Source organism: Variovorax sp. RO1 (assembly GCF_002849325.1).
Taxonomy (GTDB): Bacteria; Pseudomonadota; Gammaproteobacteria; order Burkholderiales; family Burkholderiaceae_C; genus Variovorax.
The window spans coordinates 2284225-2302978 of sequence record NZ_PKMT01000001.1 but is presented as its reverse complement, the minus strand read 5'-3'; the positions used below and the strand labels follow the sequence as shown (position 1 = coordinate 2302978).

General features: G+C 68.8%; 18 protein-coding genes. 8 read left to right on the top strand and 10 right to left on the bottom strand.

What is annotated here, in order from left to right; all coding sequences use genetic code 11:
* Positions 1–68: 68 nt before the first annotated feature.
* Positions 69–632, bottom strand: coding sequence for a hypothetical protein (locus CY658_RS10945; protein ID WP_101490106.1), 564 nt, complete (start codon positions 630–632; stop codon positions 69–71).
* Between the two features lie 50 nt (positions 633–682).
* Positions 683–1300: a hypothetical protein gene (locus CY658_RS10940; RefSeq protein ID WP_143713652.1), complete on the bottom strand. Its 618-nt coding sequence runs from the start codon at positions 1298–1300 to the stop codon at positions 683–685.
* 144 nt (positions 1301–1444) lie between these two features.
* Between CY658_RS10940 and CY658_RS10935 the strand changes: the two genes are divergently transcribed.
* The gene (locus CY658_RS10935; RefSeq protein ID WP_257884817.1) at positions 1445–1768 is read left to right on the top strand and encodes a hypothetical protein; all 324 of its coding nucleotides are present in this window, start codon (positions 1445–1447) and stop codon (positions 1766–1768) included.
* Between the two features lie 137 nt (positions 1769–1905).
* Entirely contained in the window at positions 1906–3192 is a 1287-nt protein-coding gene (locus tag CY658_RS10930; RefSeq protein WP_101490103.1) for an acyl-CoA dehydrogenase family protein, read from the top strand.
* A gap of 21 nt (positions 3193–3213) precedes the next feature.
* Here the strand turns inward: CY658_RS10930 and CY658_RS10925 are convergent, their stop codons facing one another.
* Together CY658_RS10925 and CY658_RS10920 are read right to left on the bottom strand one after the other, a co-directional pair.
* The gene (locus CY658_RS10925) at positions 3214–3528 is read right to left on the bottom strand and encodes a hypothetical protein (protein WP_062481586.1); all 315 of its coding nucleotides are present in this window, start codon (positions 3526–3528) and stop codon (positions 3214–3216) included.
* A 316-nt stretch (positions 3529–3844) separates the two neighbouring features.
* Entirely contained in the window at positions 3845–4672 is an 828-nt protein-coding gene (locus tag CY658_RS10920; protein WP_101490102.1) for a crotonase/enoyl-CoA hydratase family protein, read from the bottom strand.
* Positions 4673–4787: 115 nt separating this feature from the next.
* Here CY658_RS10920 and CY658_RS10915 point away from each other — a divergent pair, with 115 nt between their 5' ends.
* A complete protein-coding gene (locus CY658_RS10915; RefSeq protein ID WP_101490101.1) occupies positions 4788–6665 on the top strand; it encodes a PhoX family protein in 1878 nt (625 codons plus the stop codon).
* Positions 6666–6707: 42 nt separating this feature from the next.
* A complete protein-coding gene (locus CY658_RS10910; protein WP_101490100.1) occupies positions 6708–7106 on the top strand; it encodes a DUF488 domain-containing protein in 399 nt (132 codons plus the stop codon).
* A gap of 10 nt (positions 7107–7116) precedes the next feature.
* Here the strand turns inward: CY658_RS10910 and CY658_RS10905 are convergent, their stop codons facing one another.
* Complete coding sequence (locus tag CY658_RS10905; RefSeq protein WP_101490099.1) at positions 7117–7728, bottom strand: glutathione S-transferase; 612 nt, start codon at positions 7726–7728, stop codon at positions 7117–7119.
* A 125-nt stretch (positions 7729–7853) separates the two neighbouring features.
* Here CY658_RS10905 and CY658_RS10900 point away from each other — a divergent pair, with 125 nt between their 5' ends.
* Entirely contained in the window at positions 7854–8312 is a 459-nt protein-coding gene (locus CY658_RS10900) for an Lrp/AsnC family transcriptional regulator (RefSeq protein ID WP_062481605.1), read from the top strand.
* 3 nt (positions 8313–8315) lie between these two features.
* Here CY658_RS10900 and CY658_RS10895 read toward each other — a convergent pair whose 3' ends face one another.
* Positions 8316–9218, bottom strand: a complete 903-nt coding sequence (locus tag CY658_RS10895; RefSeq protein WP_101490098.1) for an SDR family oxidoreductase — start codon at positions 9216–9218, stop codon at positions 8316–8318.
* 156 nt (positions 9219–9374) lie between these two features.
* Between CY658_RS10895 and CY658_RS10890 the strand changes: the two genes are divergently transcribed.
* A complete protein-coding gene (locus CY658_RS10890) occupies positions 9375–10247 on the top strand; it encodes a CoA transferase (protein WP_101490097.1) in 873 nt (290 codons plus the stop codon).
* A 6-nt stretch (positions 10248–10253) separates the two neighbouring features.
* On the opposite strand, the gene CY658_RS10885 is transcribed toward CY658_RS10890, so the two are convergent.
* The 3 genes from CY658_RS10885 to CY658_RS10875 form a co-directional block, all read right to left on the bottom strand.
* Complete coding sequence (locus tag CY658_RS10885; protein WP_101490096.1) at positions 10254–12341, bottom strand: esterase-like activity of phytase family protein; 2088 nt, start codon at positions 12339–12341, stop codon at positions 10254–10256.
* A 152-nt stretch (positions 12342–12493) separates the two neighbouring features.
* Complete coding sequence (locus tag CY658_RS10880) at positions 12494–13399, bottom strand: hypothetical protein (protein WP_101490324.1); 906 nt, start codon at positions 13397–13399, stop codon at positions 12494–12496.
* A 7-nt stretch (positions 13400–13406) separates the two neighbouring features.
* Positions 13407–14327 (bottom strand): DMT family transporter, encoded by a 921-nt coding sequence (locus CY658_RS10875; protein ID WP_101490095.1) that lies wholly within the window; start codon positions 14325–14327, stop codon positions 13407–13409.
* Positions 14328–14617: 290 nt separating this feature from the next.
* Between CY658_RS10875 and CY658_RS10870 the strand changes: the two genes are divergently transcribed.
* Positions 14618–15256, top strand: a complete 639-nt coding sequence (locus CY658_RS10870) for a DUF1294 domain-containing protein (RefSeq protein WP_101490094.1) — start codon at positions 14618–14620, stop codon at positions 15254–15256.
* 19 nt (positions 15257–15275) lie between these two features.
* Here CY658_RS10870 and CY658_RS10865 read toward each other — a convergent pair whose 3' ends face one another.
* A complete protein-coding gene (locus tag CY658_RS10865) occupies positions 15276–17654 on the bottom strand; it encodes a YgiQ family radical SAM protein (protein ID WP_101490093.1) in 2379 nt (792 codons plus the stop codon).
* Between the two features lie 141 nt (positions 17655–17795).
* Between CY658_RS10865 and CY658_RS10860 the strand changes: the two genes are divergently transcribed.
* Positions 17796–18752: a bifunctional helix-turn-helix transcriptional regulator/GNAT family N-acetyltransferase gene (locus CY658_RS10860; RefSeq protein WP_374221097.1), complete on the top strand. Its 957-nt coding sequence runs from the start codon at positions 17796–17798 to the stop codon at positions 18750–18752.
* Positions 18753–18754 lie beyond the last annotated feature (2 nt).

Here is an 18754-nt window from a genome sequence, read left to right as displayed (position 1 = left end):
CAGCGTAGCGGGCCGAATGCGCCACAAGCGCGGGCCTCACGGCCTCGTGCGAATCTGTTTGCTGATCCTCAGCACCGCGCCCTGAACTGCTGATCGCGCGCCTCCTTGCGCTGCTCCGCAATCCAGGATTGAGACGCGCCGCTTTGCGGCTGTCGCGCCAGACGGTCGTAGTACGCCACCCGTTCATTGAAGTGCGCACAGCGCGACGTGTCGCCACTCGCACCCGTCACGCCCGGCGAGCTCGCGCCGCGTTGCTGCGCAGCCTGTTGCTGCACCGCATAGCCTTGCCTGGTTTGCCGGTCGGCAATGTCCACCTGCTGCTCCCACGGCAGCCCGGCCGGAACCGGTTCGATGCGTTCGACCAGTGCGCCCCGCTCGCGGCAGTGATCCGGCGACCAGAAACGCCCACCGCTGTTGCTGACGCAGAGAAACACCTGGGACGCGCCTGCCGCATCGAGATTGCGCACCGGCGGCGACACGTCGACCACGCGGCCACCGCCGCTGCGGCACGGCTCACCGCTGTACTGGTTGCCGCATCGGTAGACCTGCTGGGCATGGGCCATGCCGCTGGCGATCAGGAGAAGGCTGGCGAGAAAGGTGAGGCGCATGGCGCGATGGTAGTAGCGATGCATGCATCACAGTTCACAGATCATCGACGCCGGCTGCGCCGATGCCCCCAGGGTCACGCACCGGCCTTGGCCCCCGTCGGCAGCAACGCCTCCCGCGCACGACCGGAGAGCGGCACGCTTTGCGGCAACAACGACAGCGCCTGCGTGCCGCGCGCCTTCGTGCCCACATTGGCCAGGAAGGTGCGCCGTGCGTCGTGGAACTCGAAGATCAGGTTGAAGGTGCCATGGGCCTCGCGCACATCGACCTGGCGGATGTCGGCAAAAGGCCGTTGGCGCTGGCGAAGCACGCGGTACACGAGCTGCCCGCTTTCGATGCGAAAGACAGGGTTCAGGCTGTTGGTCGCCAACGCCACCCACGGCAGTCCGCGCAGGCCGGTGAACGTGGCCACGACGGGAATCACACCGCCCTTGATCGCGAGGGGCGCAGCGCCCGCACGGGGTGCCTTGGGCGTGCGAAGCTTCTTCCAGAGCCAGTAGAGAAACCAGAACGACAGCCCTTGAAAGACGATCACTCCGACGGTCCCAAGGACGGTTATCCAATCCATCTGCACGTCGCTTTCTTCTGTGACACAAGCCTGGGCCCTCCCTGGCAAGGCGCCATTAAAGCAGAGGGTTCCAAGCGCCAGATGCACGCCGCCTGTCGTTGGAATTTTGGATTCAATACTGTACATTTAAACAGTATTCTCAAGGAATCCACATGCCGAAGAACGCCTCCCAGTCCAACGCGTGGGTGAGCCATGACCCAAGCTGAACTCTTCTTCCCCCGGCCGGCACCGCCGCCCTCGACCGTCTTCCACTTTCACGAGCCCGCCCCCATGGTCCTGCCTGACGCACCCGAAGAAGACGAGCCGCGCGAAGCTTTCTCCACGAAGCTGATCGACTATCCCCACTCGTCGGCCGACGCAGTCAGGGTCGCAGAACAACGCTTCCGGCGCGAGCTCGAGAAGCAGTTGGGCGCCGACGTGCTGCCGGTGATGCGCGCCTTCCAGAACGCCAGCGAATCGAGCGACACCGACCTCACCAAAACCGAGATCGCCCTGGCCGCGCGCTGGATCAAGGCCTACGACGCCGCACGCAAGGCGGGCTTTCGCGACCTGGGCGACACAGACGAGGCGTACTTCGAGGTCAAGGCGGTCTGAGCTGCGGCCCCTGTGCGTGTTCACCCGCGCATAAGGAAACACGAAAAGCGTATTTCCCAGTGAAGGCATGGCGCGGGCACAGTCCCACGCCTGTATCGCTCTTTTTCCGGCGCGCCCTCGGGGCCGCCCGGCTCGCCATGGCATCCCTTCACGACACGCCGACGCGCCCTGCCGCGCCCTCGGCTCCCACCCGTCCTTCCACGCTCGCACCTTCTTCGCAGCAACTCGCCGAGCGCTTCCGCCCTGTCTTCGACCGCATCGCCGAACACGCGGCGCAGCGCGAGCACGACCGCGAACTGGCCTACGCGCCAGTGGCCTGGCTCAAGGCCGCCCGCTTCGGTGCGCTGCGCGTGCCGCTCGAACACGGCGGCCTGGGCGCGTCGGTCGAGCAGCTGTACGACCTGCTCATCGAACTCGGCGAGGCCGACTCGAACCTGCCGCAGATTCTTCGCGCCCACTTCGGCTTCATCGAGCGCCTGTTCGCCGAGATCGATCCCGCGCTGCACGGCCCGTGGATGCGCCTCGCGGCCGACGGCGTGATCTTCGGCAACGCCACCACCGAGCTCGGCGAAGGCGCGCTCGGCGCCCTGCAGACCACGCTGACGCGTGACAAGAAAGACGGCACCGATGCGTGGCGGCTCGACGGCGACAAGTTCTACAGCACGGGCACGCTCTACGCCGACTGGATCTCGGTTGCGGCGCAGCGCCTGAACGACGACGGCAGCAGCGACCGCGTGATCGCCCTCGTGCCCGCGGAGGCGGCAGGCATCGAGCGTGTCGACGACTGGCGCGGCTTCGGTCAGCGCCTGAGTGCTTCGGGCACGACACGCTTTCGCCAGGTGCGCGTGAAGCCCGAGCACGTGCTGCTGTACGTGCGCGACCAGCCGACGCCGCTCACCGCGCACTTCCAGCTCACGCACCTGGCCACGCTGGCGGGCATTGCGCGCGCCATCGTGCGCGATGCGGTGGCCTTCGTGCAGCCGCGCAAGCGCGTCTACAGCCACGGCAGCGGCGCCACGCCGCGTGAAGACCCGCTGGTGCAACAGGTGATCGGCCAGCTCGCGAGCACGGCCTTCGTGGCCGCGTCGACCGTGCAGGCGGTGGCGCGCGGCCTCGGCGAGGTCGACCGCCATCTGCAGCGCGGCGAGCCCGTGCCCGAGCAGCTGCTGTTCGAGGTGGAACTGAACACCGCCAAGGCGCAGGCCGGCATCGTCGATGCGGTGCTGCAGGCCGGCACGCGGCTGTTCGACATCGGTGGCGCTTCAGCCTTGCAGGAAGACCGGCGGCTCGACCGGCACTGGCGCAACGCGCGCACGCTGGCGTCGCACAACCCGACGATCTACAAAGGGCGCGTGGTCGGCGACCACCTGCTCAATGGCGCGCGGCCGACCTTCTACTGGGCGGTCGGTGCCATCGCGAGCTGAGACGAGCAGCGAGGAAGGTGTTCAGACCCGCGGCAGCGCCGCGAGAAAGGTCGACACCACGATCGCCGCCGCGCGGTCGAGCTGCAGGATGTCGGCGACGTCGAAGGCATTCGGCGCCGTGTGGCCGCTGGTGCCGAGCGGCTTGCGGATTTCGATCAGCACTTCGGCAGCGAGTTCGCGATCGCTGCGCGGACGGCCGTCGGGGTGCATCACCCACTCATCGACCTGTTCGATGGGGATGCTGCGAAACACCCCCACGATCGGGACGTACTTGTAGCGGTCCTCGCCCACGAGGATGGGCACGCTGAGATTGCAGAAAAACGTATTCGTCGACATGCGGAACGCCGTCGCTAGCCAAAGCAAAAGTTGATTAATTGTTTTCGAGTGTGACTCCGATAGTCATTTTCCCGACCGAGGGCATACGGCAAGACGTGACCTTCTGCACACAAAGTGCGGTCAATTCCGCCGAATTACTCGGGAAAACAACTACTTAATTCTTACACAGAGACACAGGTAGCGCGCTTTGTGTACGATTTTTGGCATACGAAATGTTGCGACAACCCTTTCGGCAGGCCGAATCGGGTGCGCAAACAGGTGCGCCTCGCGTTGTTTTTGCAACGCGAGGCGCTTGAAGACAACGAGCGCAAGACGCTCAGGCCGGCGCGCTGAACTGCGGCGCGCGCCGCTCGATGTTGGCCTTCACGGCTTCGAGCTGGTTCGGGCTGCCGATGAGCGCCTGCTGCTCGACCGACTCGGCGATCAGCAGCTCGGCGGCGCTGTGTGCGAGCGATGCGTTCAGCAGCCGCTTGCCGGCGCGGATCGCGTCGGGGTTCTTGGCCGCAATCTCATGCGCCATCTGCAGCGCCTCGGCCAAGGGGTCGGCCGCCACGCGCGTGGCCAGGCCCAGGCGCACGGCCTCCTCGCCCGAGAAGATGCGGCCGGTGAACGTGAGTTCGCGCACGACGTCGGTGCGCGCCAGCTCGCGCATCAGCACCATGCCCGCCATGTCGGGCACGAGGCCCCACTTGATCTCCATCACCGACAGCTTGGTGTCGGCGGCCACGAGCCGAATGTCGGCGCCCAGCGCCACCTGAAGCCCGCCGCCGAAGGCCACGCCGTGCACGGCCGCGATGACCGGCACCGGCACTTCGCGCCACACCATCGCGACCTGCTGTGCGGCATTCGAGAGGCCATGGGTGCGCGCGACGAGGTCGGTGCCGCCGGCCGCCGCGCCCAGCACGTCGCTGGCGGCGCCCTGCCCCATGCGTTCGAACGAAGCCATGTCGAGCCCCGCGCAGAAGGCCTTGCCACGGCCCGCGATGACCACGGCGCGCACGCTCTTGTCATCGCGCAGCGCCTGCCCGGCTTCGACCAGCGCGTCGAACATCGCGGGGTCGAGCGCGTTCATCTTGTCGGCGCGCGCCAGCTGCAGTTCCACCACGCCGTCGGCGTGGCGGGTCCATTCGATACGGTCGCTCATTGCATGTCTCCTGTCTGTCTCTATGTCGCTAGGGGGTATCGGTCCAGTATCGCGCGGGTGGGCCGCTGGGCGATGATGCTCACTGTCGCCGACCCAACACCTCCGCCCCCTCGCCATGCCTCTGGACCGCCGTCACTTTCTTATTCAATCGGGCGCGACCGCCGCCGTGGTCGCGCTGTTCGGCCAGGGCTGTGCGCGGTCGCAGTTTCCGCCTTCCACAGGCGCGACGAACCCATCGGGCTTCTTCACCAGCGTGCCGATCTCACAACGCGATGCGGTGGTGGTGCCGCCAGAGTACGAGTGGCAGATGCTCTACCCCTGGGGCGCGCCGACGGGCCTTGCGGGCCGCATGCCGGCCTTCGCACCCGATGCCGCCAACAGCGCCGACGAGCAGGCCCTGCAAGCGGGCATGCACCACGACGGCATGCACTTCTTCACGCTCGATGCGCGCGGCGAACGCGGCCTGCTGGTGATGAACCACGAGTACACCGACGAGCAACTGCTGCACACCGACGGCGTGAAAGTCTGGAACGCCGACAAGGTCCGCAAGTCGCTGCATGCGATGGGCGTGTCGGTGATCGAGGTCCGTCGCACCGCCGAAGGCTGGCGGCAGGTGCTGCCCTCGCCCTACGCGCGCCGCGTGCACGGCCGCACGCCGATGCGCATCGCCGGTCCCGCCGCAGGCACGCCGCTGATGCGCACCGCTGCCGACCCGGCCGGCACCACCGTCTTCGGCACCTTTGCCAACTGCGCGATGGGTGTCACACCCTGGGGCACCTACCTGACGTGCGAGGAAAACTTCCACGGCTATTTCGGCGGCCCGAAAGAGGCGGCGAAGAACGCGACACCCGCACAACGCCGCTATGGCACGGTGCCGGGCGCGCAATGGGTCGAATACTGGCGCTTCGACGAACGCTTCGACCTGAGCCGCCATCCCAACGAGCCGCACCGCTTCGGCTGGGTGGTCGAGATCGATCCCTTCGACCCCGAATCAACGCCCGTCAAGCGCACCGCGCTCGGCCGCAAGCGCCAGGAAAGCGCGACCTGCACCGTGGCGAAGGACGGCCGCGTGGTGGTCTACATGGGCGACGACGCGCGCTTCGAATACATCTACAAGTTCGTGAGCCGCGACACCGTGCGCCCCGGCACCGACGCCGCCGCACGCGCGGCCAACCGGCACCTGCTCGACGAGGGCACGTTGCATGTCGCGCGCTTCGACGCCGACGGGCGCGGGCGCTGGCTCGAACTCGTGCATGGCCGCCACGGCATCGACGCCGCCAGCGGCTTCGCCAACCAAGCCGAAGTGCTGATCCACGCGCGGCTGGCAGGCGACATCGTTGGCGGCACGAAGATGGACCGCCCCGAATGGATCGCCGTGCACCCGCACAGCGGCGAGGTGTACGTCACGCTCACCAACAACTCGCAGCGCGGCGACCTCGGCAAGCCCGGCGCCGATGCCGCCAACCCGCGCGCACCCAACTTCTTCGGCGGCATCCTGCGCTGGCGTGAAGACGGCGGCGACGCGGCGAGCACCGCCATCGCGTGGGACCACTACGCGCTCGCGGGCGACCCCGCGCAGCCCGGCGCCGGCACGCGCTACCCCGGCGAGCACGCCGACGCGTTCGGCAGCCCCGACGGCCTGCACTTCGACAGCGGCGGCCTGCTCTGGATCCAGACCGACATGAGCGGACAGTCCATGGGCAAGCCGCCCTATGCCGCGCTCGGCAACAACCAGATGCTGTGCGCCGACCCGGCCACGGGCCGCATCCAGCGCTTTCTTACCGGGCCCAACGGCTGCGAGATCACGGGCTGCGTGGTCACGCCCGACCGCCGCACGCTGTTCGTCAACATCCAGCACCCGGGCGAATCGCGCGACGACGGCGACGCGAAGCACAACAGCGCCTGGCCCGACGGCACGGCACCCGGCAGCGCACGCCCGCGCTCGGCCACGCTGGCGATCCGCCGGCGCGACGGCGGTATCGTCGGCACCTGACAGTCACACACATCACAACAACAGCCCCAGGAGACCCCTGTCATGAGCATCCGCATCGTCCGTCTCGGCACCCCGCGCGCACCCGGCGAGGGCCTGCGCATCGGCACCGTGCGCCGTCCGCCGCGCGGCGTGCCGAAGACCGAGTTCGCCTCGCAGGACTGGTACGACGTGTGGTACCCCAACCTCGCGCCGTCCGCCGAGACGATGAAGCTGGGCCAGGAGGCCCAGGCCACGCAAGAGCCGGCGCAGTGGAACGCCTTCATGCGCAAGTACAAGGCCGAGATGGCCGAGGCCGACGCGAGCCGCAGCCTCGACCTGCTCGCGGCGCTCTCGCACACGGCCGCGCTGGCGGTCGGCTGCTACTGCGAGGACGAGTCGCGCTGCCACCGCTCGCTGCTGCGCGGCCTGCTGGCCGAGCGCGGGGCGGACATCGCAACCTGAGCGCGGTCGTTCAGACCAGCGGCGCGCCGACGAACACCGGCAGTTGCTCGGCCTGCGCCGTGTACGCGGCGAGCAGCGGAAAGTCCGACGGGCGCACCGCATCGGGCAGGATGAACTGCGTGAAGGTCCAGGCCACCGCCGCCGAAAGACCGCCCTGCGTGATCGTGCGTTCTGCGGGTGCCGCCAGCGGCGCCGCCGCCAGTTCGCGCTCCAGCTCCGCATACGCCGTGTTCAGCTGACCCTGCACGCGATCGACCCACGGCTGGTGCTGCTTCTCGGCAGGCCGCAGGTTGCGCTCGTAGACGATCTGCACCGTCTTCTCACAGGCCGCGAGTGCCAGCCCCGTGAGGCGCAGGTCGCGCAGCCGACCCGCCGGATCGGCAGGGAACAGACTGCGGCCCGCGACCGCCTGCGCATGGTCGATGATGAGCGTCGAGTCCATCAGCACCGTGCCGTCGTCGCACACCAGCGTCGGGGCCTTGACCACCGGGTTGATCGCACGGAACTGTTCGAAGGTACTGAAGACCGAGACCGAGCGGTGCTCGAAAGTCAGGCCGAGCAGCCGCAGCGAAATGGCGGCGCGGCGGACAAAAGGCGAGTCGAGCATGCCGACGAGTTGCATGGGGTCTCCTGAAGAAAGATGACCGCCACCATAGCGCCCGCACCGCGCGCGCAGAAGGGCAACCCATCGAAAATCGGCGCCGCCTACCGATCAATCATCGGTCCCCGCTTCCTCCGCCGCACGCCATGACCCTCGACAAGAAAGACCGCCTCATCCTCGAAGCCCTGCAGACCGATGCACGCCAGAGCCTGGCCGCCATCGGCAAGCGCATCGGCCTTTCGCAGCCGGCCATGAGCGAGCGCGTGCGCAAGCTGGAGCATGCGGGCGTGATCGAAGGCTACGGCGCACGCGTGAACCTGCGTGCCTTGGGCGTGGGGCTCGAGGCCATCATCCGCATCGACACCACGCATGCGGCGATTGCGCGCTATCTCGCGCTCTTCGAGGCCATGCCCGAGGTGCTCGCGGTGGACCGCGTGACCGGCGCCGACTGCTTCTTCGTGCGCTGCGCCATCGCCGAACCCACCGACCTGGAACGCGTGGTGGACGCGCTCGCGGTCGATGGTTCGGTGACCACCTCGCTCGTGCTGTCGAGCCCCGTGCGCAAGCAGGTCACCGTGGGCGCGGCAAAGGCGCCGCGCAAGTAGGGTTCAGCGCTGCGCCTTGTCCTTCTGGTTCTGCGCTTCGATGCGTTCGCGCGCGGCCAGCCAGTCGGCATCGCTCCACTCGCGCAGCTCGTAGAAGTTGCCGCCGGTGGCCAGCGCATTGCCGCCGTCCATCATGATGCTCTGGCCCGTGAGCCAGTCGCACTGGCCCGGCGCCATCAGGAACGATGCGAGGTTCTGCAGCTCGCTCATGCGGCCCACGCGCGCCATCGGGTTGGTCTTGATGCTGCGTGCACCGGGTTCCTCGCCCGGGTTCAGGCGCTTGCTCATGCCCTCGGTCGGGATCTCGCCGGGGCCCACGGCGTTCAGGCGGATGCCGTGGCGCGCCCACTCCACCGCGAGCGACTTGGTCATGACCTCGATGCCGGCCTTGCTCATCGCCGAAGGCACGACGTAGGGGCTGCCGTTGTCGACCCAGGTGACGATGATGCTCATCACGCTGCGATAGGCGTCGCCCGGCTTCCATTGGCCCGACTTGGCCTGCGCCACCCAGCGCTTGCCCACGGCCTGCGTCACGTAGAAGCTGCCGTGGAACACGATGTTGGCCACGGCGTCGAAGGCGCGCGGCGACAGGCTCTCGGTCGGCGAGACGAAGTTGCCCGCCGCGTTGTTCACAAGGCCCGTGAGGCCACCGCTCTGGAACAGGCTCTCGACCATGTCGTCGACCTGCTGCGCGATGCGGATGTCGACGCCGAAGGCATCGATGCGCCGCTCGGGAAACTGCTGGCGCCACGCGGCGGCGGTTTCCTCGCAAACCGCCTGGCGCCGTCCGCAGATGGCGACGTCGGCGCCCAGGCTCAGAAAGCGCTCGGCCATGGCACGGCCCAGGCCGGTGCCGCCGCCGGTGACGAGGATGCGCTGGCCGCGCATCAGGGATGCTTCGAACATGAGGGGTCTCCTTGGCGTTGCGGCAGCGGCAGGAGCGCGTGCTGCCATCGCCGCATGCTACGACCGCCAGGGCGCCGTGGCTTGCGGAATCTGGCTTTGCCGACGGGTGAAAATGGCCGCGCCCCCTTTTCCCCGCACCTTCCGGACACACGACCCATGCCCCGTTCCGCCGATGCTTCCTTCCTGCCGCTCGACGGCGTGCGCGTGCTGAGCCTCGCGCTCAACCTGCCGGGCCCCGCCGCGCTGCTGCGCTGCCGCGCGATGGGCGCGACCTGCCTCAAGCTGGAGCCGCCCGGCGGCGATCCGATGGGGCTGTACAACCGGCCCGCCTACACCGCGCTGCACGAGGGCGTCGAGGTCCAAACGGTCGACCTGAAGACCGAGTCCGGCCAGCAGCTGCTGCACGCCGAGCTGGCCAGCACCGACGTGCTCCTGACTTCGTTCCGCCCCTCGGCGCTGCAGAAGCTGAAGCTCGACTGGACGACGCTGCAGGCGCGGCATCCGGCGCTGTCGCAGGTCGCCATCGTCGGCGCGCCCGGCGAGCGCGCCGAGGAGCCGGGGCACGATCTGACCTACCTTGCCGAAAGCGGCCTCGTCACCGGCACCGAGCTGCCGCCCACGCTGTATGCCGACATGGGCGGCGCGCTGCTCGCGAGCGAGGCGGTGCTGAAAGCCATGCTGCAGCAGACCCGCCAGCGCGGCGGCGTGTACCTCGAGGTGGCGCTGAACGCTTCGGCCGACTGGCTCGCCCTGCCCCGCACCTGGGGGCTGACGAAGCCCGACGGCGCGGTGGGCGGCGCGCACGCGGGCTACCGGGTCTATCCCTGCGCCGACGGCCGCGTGGCGGTGGCGGCGCTGGAGCCGCATTTCGCGGCGCGCCTGTGCGACGTGGCCGGCGTGACGCCGCCGGACATGATGGCGCCGGCGACCCACGCGGCGCTGGCCGCCTGGCTCGCGACGCGCACGCGCGCCGAGCTGGAAGCCATGGGCCGCGAACGCGACGTGCCGCTGCTCACGCTGGCCGACTGAAGGCGCTCAGAGCGCCGGCAGGCGCAGTTCGCTCAGCTTGCGGTCGAGCTTGATGAGCCAGATGCGCGTCGGGCGCTCCAGGTCGGAGCCGCGCGTGATGCGTGCTTCGGTCGCGCCCGCCGGGCAATCGCGGAGCTTGCCGTCGACATCGACCTTGCACTCTTCCACGCTGCCAGCCAGGCGGGTGCCATCGGCGCCGAGCAGCATGGTGCCCAGGCCGAAGTCGTTGTCGTTCACCAGCGCCAGGGTCTGGTTGTCGACGACCGTCAGGCCCTCGGCCTTCTCGGCCAGCCAACCCAGCACGTTGAGGTCGAGCAGCTCGGTCTTGCGCATCGTCACCACGGTCGAATAGTCGACGCCGTTCGACGGGGCCTGCGTGATGCTGCTGATCTCCAGGTTGTGGTCGAACTCCGGGGCGGCGATGTTCGTCGCGTTGGCCGGCAGCTCCACCAGCATCAGCTTGTTGAACACCTTGCCGTCGCTCTTGCGCGCGCCCTGTTCGATCACGATGAAGCGGCCGTTGCCCAGGCTCACCACATCGCCGAGCTTGGCGTTGCCGCTGCGGTCCTTGTCGTACTGGCTGCCATCGATCGGGTAGGCGTAGAGCTTCGAAGTCTCGGTGGCCGGATCGAACGCGAGCCAGCGCGTGAACTTGGCGATGTGCCGCACGTCGGTGTTGGTGCCGCCGGGCGGCTTGGCCTTGATCGACTTGCCGTTGGCGTCGCGCGGATCGATCGGGCTCTGCAGGAAGCCGTGCAGCACGCCGCTGGCCGCATCGAGCGTCAGGCCTTCCATGCCGCGGTTGGGGCGGCGCTGGGCCAGCACCGCCGGCAGGTCGGTGGCGCCGGGGCCGGGCGCGTACTTCTTCTCGACCAGGCCGGTGGCGATGTTCAGGCGCGCGATGAAGGGGCCGTACTCGTCGCTGGTCCACAGCACGTTGCGCGCCTTGTCGAGCACCAGGGTCTCGGGGTCGAGGCCGTGGGCGTCGTAGCCGGCCTTGGCCTCGTCGAACTTGTATTGGTCGGTCAGCGGGGTTTCGCCGGTCGAGCCTACGCCCGAGCGCGGCGGCAGGCCGGTGATCTTGGTGTTGGCGTCGCGCTTGAGCGGCACGCTGGTGCTGAGCACCGCGCCGGTCTTGCCCACGCGCACGATGCCGAAGCTCGGCGCGAACGACGGCGCCGGGAATACCTTGCTGATGCTGGTGACACCATCGCCGCCGCCGGGCACGGGGGCGGTCGGGCCGTCGCCGTTCGGGCCGCGGTCGGTGATGGCGTAGAACTCGAGCGCGCCGTCGTCGGCCTTGCCCTTGAACGCCAGGCCGGAGCCGTAGGCCGGCAGAAAGCCCTGGGGGAAATCGGCCTTGATGTCCGCGTTGTCGCCCTCGTAGGGCACGTGGAAGCGGCTGTCGGCCTGCAGCTGGTAGCGCGTGACGGCGATGCCGATGGCGCCGAGCTGGTTGGTTTGCGTCGACGCTTCGGTGACCGGTGCGGCCAGGCGCGAGGCCAGCGTGTCCTCGAAGTGTTCGCGGGCCAGCATGCGGCGGTTCGAGTCGACCATGCGGGCATTGTAGGGAGCGGGCAGCGCGGCCAGCACCGCGTTGAGCGCGGTGTGGAAGGCGTCGGGCGAGGCGTTGAAATCGAGCGCGCCGGCCGTCAGGGCGGCCTTGAGCGCGGGCGTCAGGCGGATGCCGTTGGCGGGGTCGCGGTCGTCGTCGAAGCTCTGCAGCGCGAGCAGGCGGTTGACCACGGCATCGGCCTTCACGTCGCTGCCGCCGGCCAGGGTCAGCGGGGTGATCGCGTCGCCGCACGCAGCACTGCCCAGGGCCAGCGCGCCGGCGCTGAAGGTGACGGTCTCGCCGTCGGTGCAGGCGAACTCGCCCTTGGCGTTGGTGGCGGCCTTGGCGGCGCTGCCGGCCACGTAGTCGAGGCCTTCTACGGCGGCATCGAGGAAGGTGCCGGTCTTCGACTGTGCAGCCGGTGGGTTGGTGGTGCCACCGCCGCCGCCCACGGGGAACGACCAGCCGCCCCCACCGCCGTTGCCGCCGCCGCAGGCGGTCAGCACCGCGCCAACGCCCACGAGCGCCAGCCATCCCATCCTCGATCCTCTTGTTGTCTTGCGCATTGCCTGTTGTCCTTGTGATGCGCCCGCGCAAAGGCGCAAGCCCCGGCGATTAATGCCGAGGCAGATGACAAGCCCGTGAAACTGCAACCGAAAGGTTGCGTGGTCGGCGCCTTTTCAGCGCCTGCTCAGCGACCGTCGCGCTGGCGGTCTTCGCGCTTCACCGCGAGGTAGGTGTCAAGATCGACCTCGTGCAGCTGGCGCGGATAGCGCTCGGCCGCCGCAAACCAGTAGCGCTGACGGCGCTCGGCCGGCTCGTTGCTGCCGGTGGCCAGGTAGGCGTCGAGCGTGAGGAAGTAGCGCATCGCATTGCGCTCCACCAGCCCGCGCATGCCGCGGATGTACTCGGGCTGGCCGTCGGCGCTCTTGCCCACCACGGTGAAGCCCACCTTGCTGCTGCCGAAGGTGGCGAGGTAGGCCTGCGTGGCGAGCCGCACCATCGTGTTGTGGTCGTAGCCGTAGCTGAAGTGCAGGAAGGTCTTGCGCTCGTCGAGCGCCACCGCCTCGAGCCGCACGCGGTAGTTGCTGGTGCCGAACGGGCCGCTGTCGGCCGACATCTCGACCTGCAGGTGCTCGGGCGTGGCGCTCGCCACGCGGTAGGCAAACGGCAGCTCGAAGGCCTGGTCGACCGGCTTGTCGTAGCGGCGCACCACGAACAGCGTGAGCGTCTCCTTGCCCTGCGGCGAGGTGCTGACGCGGCAGCGCCGGTTGTTGATGTGCAGCGTGAGCAGTTCGCACCAGTGGTCGGAGCCCTTGAGCGCCTCGCTGACCTTCGACAGCGGGTGCTCGACCACGGCGTAGATGTCGCCCTCGAGGCCGCCCGGCGTTTCGGTGGAGTTGAGCTGCACGGGGCGCCCGAAGCGGCTCTGGTCGAGCTTGTCGCTGAGCTTCTGGTGCTCCGCGCGCAGGGCCTGGGGACCCGTGGGCGCGGAGGCCTCGGGCGCGGCTGCGTGCGCCAGCAGCGACACACCGCAGCAGGCGGCCATCGCCAGGATGCGTTTCCACGAAACCGGCAAGAGGGGCGAACGGCTCATCATGGGGCTACACGATACCCCGGTTCCGCCGCACCAGCAGCAGCATCGCGCCCGCCAGCAGCGCCGCCCCCAGCCATTGGCGCGGCGCCATCGGCTGCGCCAACCACAGCGCCGCGAGCCACGCGGCCACCAAGGGCTCGACCAGCGTGCCGACCACCGCCGCCGTCGGCGACAGCCGGCGTGCGCCCCAGGCAAAGGCCAGGTAGGCCACCGAGGTGGTCGCCACGCCGGTGTAGGCCGCACCCGTCCATTGCGCCACGCCCTCGGGCCAGGTGATGCCGTTCGCGACGGCAACGCCAAGCATGCACAGCGCCGCGGCGCTCATGCCCCAGGCGGACGCGGTGACGGCCGGCACCCGCGCCGGCATGCGCGCGTTACCGAGCACCACCAGCGCGTAGCAGACGGCCGAGCCGAAGGACCACGCCAGCCCTGCGCCGTAGCCCGTCGGCAAGGCGCCCCAACCGTCGGCCGGCATCACCAGCAGCAGCACGCCCGCCAACGCCAACACGAGGCCGCCGAGCAGGCGCGTGCCGAAGGGCTCGTAGCCACGCAGCACCGACACGCAGGCCACGATCAGCGGCGCGCAGCAGATCGAGATCACCGTCGGCAACGCGGCGCCCAGATGCGCGATGCCCGCGAACCAGCAGCTCACGTTCAGCGCCATCGCGGCGCCGGTGCCGATGACGTGGCCTTGCTCGCGCCGCGACAGATGGCGCCATCCGGCATCGATGGCCGGCGAGCGCCGCGTCGCCTGCCAGTGCAGCCACCACAGCAGCGGCATGCCCAGCGCGAAGCGCGCGAGCGACAGGCTGTGCGGCGCGATGCCGCCATCGATCAGGAATTGCGCCACCAGGGCGCCGCCGCCCCAGAGCACGCCGGCCAGCAGCACGCCGCCCCAGGCCAGGGCGGCCGTTGTTTTTGCATTCATGTTGAAACTCTCCGTGAGGCCCACCGCCACGGCGTCGTATCGACGTGTTGCCGGGGGCGGGCATGACCATCCGGCCACCGCCCGGCGTTCTTCATTCAACAGAAGAAAGCGGACGGCAGCGACCACTTGCGGGTCTGACGGGCGCGGCGCGAGGCGCGCGCGAGCGTCAGCGGCGGGTCGACGGAGGGGGAGAGTGATGCAGGTGCATGAGCGGCCGATGATAGGAGCGCGACCGCAGGCCCACAAGAGAGAATCGCCCGCATGTGCCCTGCCCTCTTTCACCTCACTTCATGAAGCGCCAAGGTCGACTCGTTCGTTGGGAGGCCGAACGCGGCTTCGGTTTCATCCGCAGCCCGGAGGTGTCGGCCGACGTGTTCGTTCACCTGCGCGACTTTCGCGACCGCCAGCTGAAGCCGCAGGTCGGCATGGCGGTGCGCTTCGACGAAATCCATGTCGGCGGCAAGGGGCCGCGGGCGGTGGCCGTGGAGGCTGCGGCCTCGGCGGCTGCCGCACCTCGCGCCGCATCACGCGCGCAGCCGCGCCGGCCTTCGGGGCGCAGCACGGCCGGCACGCCGTGGGGCGCGTGGCTGATCGTGGTCTACGCCGCCGGCCTGGGCGCCGCCGTCTGGCTCGGTCGCCTGCCGCTGCTCGCGCTGGCGGTTGTCGCGGGGCTGAGCCTGCTCACCTTCGCGGCCTATGCCTTCGACAAGAGCGCGGCGCAGGCCGGACGTTGGCGCACGCAGGAAAGCACGCTGCACCTGCTCGCGCTCGCGGGCGGCTGGCCGGGCGCGTGGTGCGCGCAGCGGCTGCTGCGGCACAAGTCGAGCAAGGCGAGTTTCCTGTGGAGGTTCTACGTCACGGTCGCGCTGCATGGCGCGGCGCTGGGGGCGTGGGTGTTCTGGCTGTCGAAGCACGCGGTCTTTGGCTGACCGCGCCTTCTTCAACGCATCAACGCACCTTGCGTGAAGGCTTGTTGAGCGGCTTGCCACCGCTGCCGTTGTCGCGCGGCGGGAGGCCCGTGTGCTGCGTGAGGATGCGGCCCTTCGAGGGCTTCACGGGCGTCAGCCTGACCGGCGCAGCGGCCTTGGCGGCCACCGGCGCAGAGGTCGAGTTCTTGCGGCGCGCGCTCGTGTAGCCGCCATCGGTCAGCGGCTGCCACGTCGGAATGAGGTGGTGCTTGCCGTTGCCGATGAGGTCGGCGCGGCCCATGCTCTTGAGCGCTTCGCGCAGCAGCGGCCAATTGTTGGCATCGTGGTAGCGCAGGAAGGCCTTGTGCAGGCGGCGGCGCTTGTCGCCGCGCACGATGTCCACCGTCTCGCTCTCGCGCGTGATCTTGCGCAGCGGGTTCTTGTTGGTGTGGTACATCGTCGTCGCGGTGGCCATGGGCGACGGATAGAAGGTTTGCACCTGGTCGGCGCGGAAGCCGTTCTTCTTGAGCCAGATCGCGAGGTTCATCATGTCCTCGTCGCTGGTGCCCGGGTGCGCGGCGATGAAGTACGGAATGAGGTATTGCTTCTTGCCCGCCTCGGCCGAGTACTTCTCGAACATCTGCTTGAACTTGTCGTAGCTGCCGATGCCGGGCTTCATCATCTTCGTGAGCGGGCCCTGCTCGGTGTGCTCGGGCGCGATCTTCAGGTAGCCGCCGACGTGGTGCTGCACCAGCTCCTTCACGTACTCGGGCGACTGCACGGCCAGGTCGTAGCGCAGGCCGGAACCGATGAGGATTTTCTTGATGCCCTTGAGCGCCCGCGCGCGGCGGTAGATCTTGATGAGCGGGTCGTGGTTGGTGCCCAGGTTCGGGCAGATGCCCGGGTACACGCAGCTGGGCTTGCGGCACGCCGATTCGATCTCGGGGCTCTTGCAGCCCAGGCGGTACATGTTGGCGGTCGGGCCGCCAAGGTCGGAGATGGTGCCGGTGAAGCCGCTGACCGAATCGCGGATGGCCTCGACCTCCTTGATGATCGATTCTTCGGAGCGGCTCTGGATGATGCGGCCCTCGTGCTCGGTGATCGAGCAGAAGGTGCAGCCGCCGAAACAGCCGCGCATGATGTTCACGCTGAAGCGGATCATTTCCCACGCGGGGATCTTGGTCGCGCCGTCGTGGCTGCCGTTTTCGTCGGCGTAGCGCGGGTGCGGGCTGCGCGCATACGGCAGGTCGAACACGAGGTCCATCTCGGCCGTGGTGAGCGGAATGGGCGGCGGGTTGATCCACACGTCGCGCGCCGTGGCGCCCTCGCCGTGTGCCTGCACGAGTGCGCGGGCGTTGCCGGGATTCGTCTCGAGGTGCAGCACACGGTTGGCGTGGGCGTAGAGCACCGGGTCGCTGCGCACCTGCTCGTAGGAAGGCAGGCGGATCACCGAGTGGTCGCGCGGCGGCACCTTGATCTTCGTGCGCGAAACCAGCGCCGGGTTGGGCATGAAGGTCAGCGGCTTGATCGCCGGATTGACCGCCGGCGAACCGGCCGCCTCCGCCGCCTTGGCGACGTCCTTCGCTTCGTCTTCCTTCGCGCAGGTGGCGCCGTTGGCCTTGGCCTGGTCGGACACCATCAGGTACGGGTTGACGTGCGCCTCGACGCGGCCGGGCTCGTCCACGCTGGTGGAGTTGATCTCGAACCAGCCCTCGGGCGTTTCGCGCCGCACATAGGCGGTGCCGCGCACGTCGGTGATCTGCTGCACCGGCTCCTTGGCGGCCAGGCGGTGCGCGATCTCGACGATGGCGCGCTCGGCGTTGCCGTACAGCAGCAGGTCGCACTTGGCGTCGACGACGATGGAGCGGCGCACCTTGTCCGACCAGTAGTCGTAGTGCGCGATGCGGCGCAGCGAACCTTCGATGCCGCCGAGGATGATCGGCACGTCGTTCCAGGCTTCCTTGCAGCGCTGCGAATACACGATGGCCGCGCGGTCGGGGCGCGAGCCGCCGATGTCGCCGGGCGTGTAGGCGTCGTCGCTGCGGATCTTTCGGTCCGCCGTGTAGCGGTTGATCATCGAATCCATGTTGCCGGCGGTGACGCCGAAGAACAGGTTCGGTTTGCCCAGCACCTTGAAGGGCTCGGCGCTTTGCCAGTCGGGCTGCGCAATGATGCCGACGCGGAAGCCCTGCGCCTCGAGCATGCGGCCGATGACCGACATGCCGAAGCTGGGGTGGTCGACGTAGGCGTCGCCCGTGACCACGATGATGTCGCAGCTGTCCCAGCCGAGCGCGTCCATCTCCTTGCGCGAGGTCGGCAGGAACTTGGCCGTGCCAAAACGGGCCGCCCAGTACTTGCGGTAGCTGGTCAGCGGCTTGGCGGCACGCGCGAAAAAGGAGACGTCGACGGGGGCGTTCATCGGTGGGAGTTAACAGCGCTTCGGTGGCGCCGTGAAGGGCAACCCTTGATTTTAGGGTTTTCCATCATCTCTGTCGCCTCTGGCAGGCAGTGCCCCGGGATCGGCAAGGTCGTCATTTGATTGCCAAAGTCAATCAATCAAATGACAATGGCAACCATGAACGCTTCTGCCAGTCCCGTCGATCCGCTTGCCGTCAAGGCGATCCGCCAGTTCAACCGCTTCTACACGCGCCGCATCGGCGCCCTCGACCCCTACCTGGACAGTGACCTGTCACTGACCGACGTGCGCGTGCTCTACGAGCTGGCGCACCGCGAAACGCCGGTCGCCAGCGAGATCGGGCGCGACCTGGGTTTTGACGCCGGCTACCTCAGCCGCATCCTGCGCCGCTTCGAAACCCAGGGCTGGCTCACGCGCGAACCCCACGCCCGGGACGCGCGCCAGAGCGTGCTGCGCCTCACCGAAGCCGGCCACGCCGCGTTTGCGCCGTTGCAACAGAAATCGCGCGACGAAGCCGCCGCCCTGCTCGCCGCGCTGCCGCCGGCACAGCAAAACCAGCTGGTGCAGGCCATGGGCACGGTGCAATCGCTGCTCGATCCGGCCACGCCGCCGGCCCGCACGCAGGCCGCCGTGCTGCGCGACCCGGCGCCCGGCGACATCGGCTGGGTGGTGCAGCAGCACGGTGAGCTGTATGCGCGCGAGTACGGCTGGGACCACCGCTTCGAGGCACTCGTGGCGGGCATCGCGGGCGAGTTTTTGCTCAAGTTCCAGCCCGAGTGGGAGCGCTGCTGGATCGCCGAGTTGAACGGCGAGCGCGTCGGCGCGATCTTCGTGGTGCGCAAGTCGGCCACCGTGGCACAGCTGCGCATGCTGATCCTCACGCCCGCCGCGCGCGGGCTCGGCCTGGGCGGGCGCCTCGTGGACGAGTGCATCGCCTTCGCGCGCCGCAAGGGCTACAAGAAGATGACGCTGTGGACCAACAGCTGCCTCACGGCCGCGCGCAGCATCTATGCCAAGCGCGGCTTCCAGCTCACGCATTCGGAGCCGCATGAGGGCTACGGCCAGCCGCAGGTCGGGGAGACCTGGGAGTTGAAGCTGTAGCG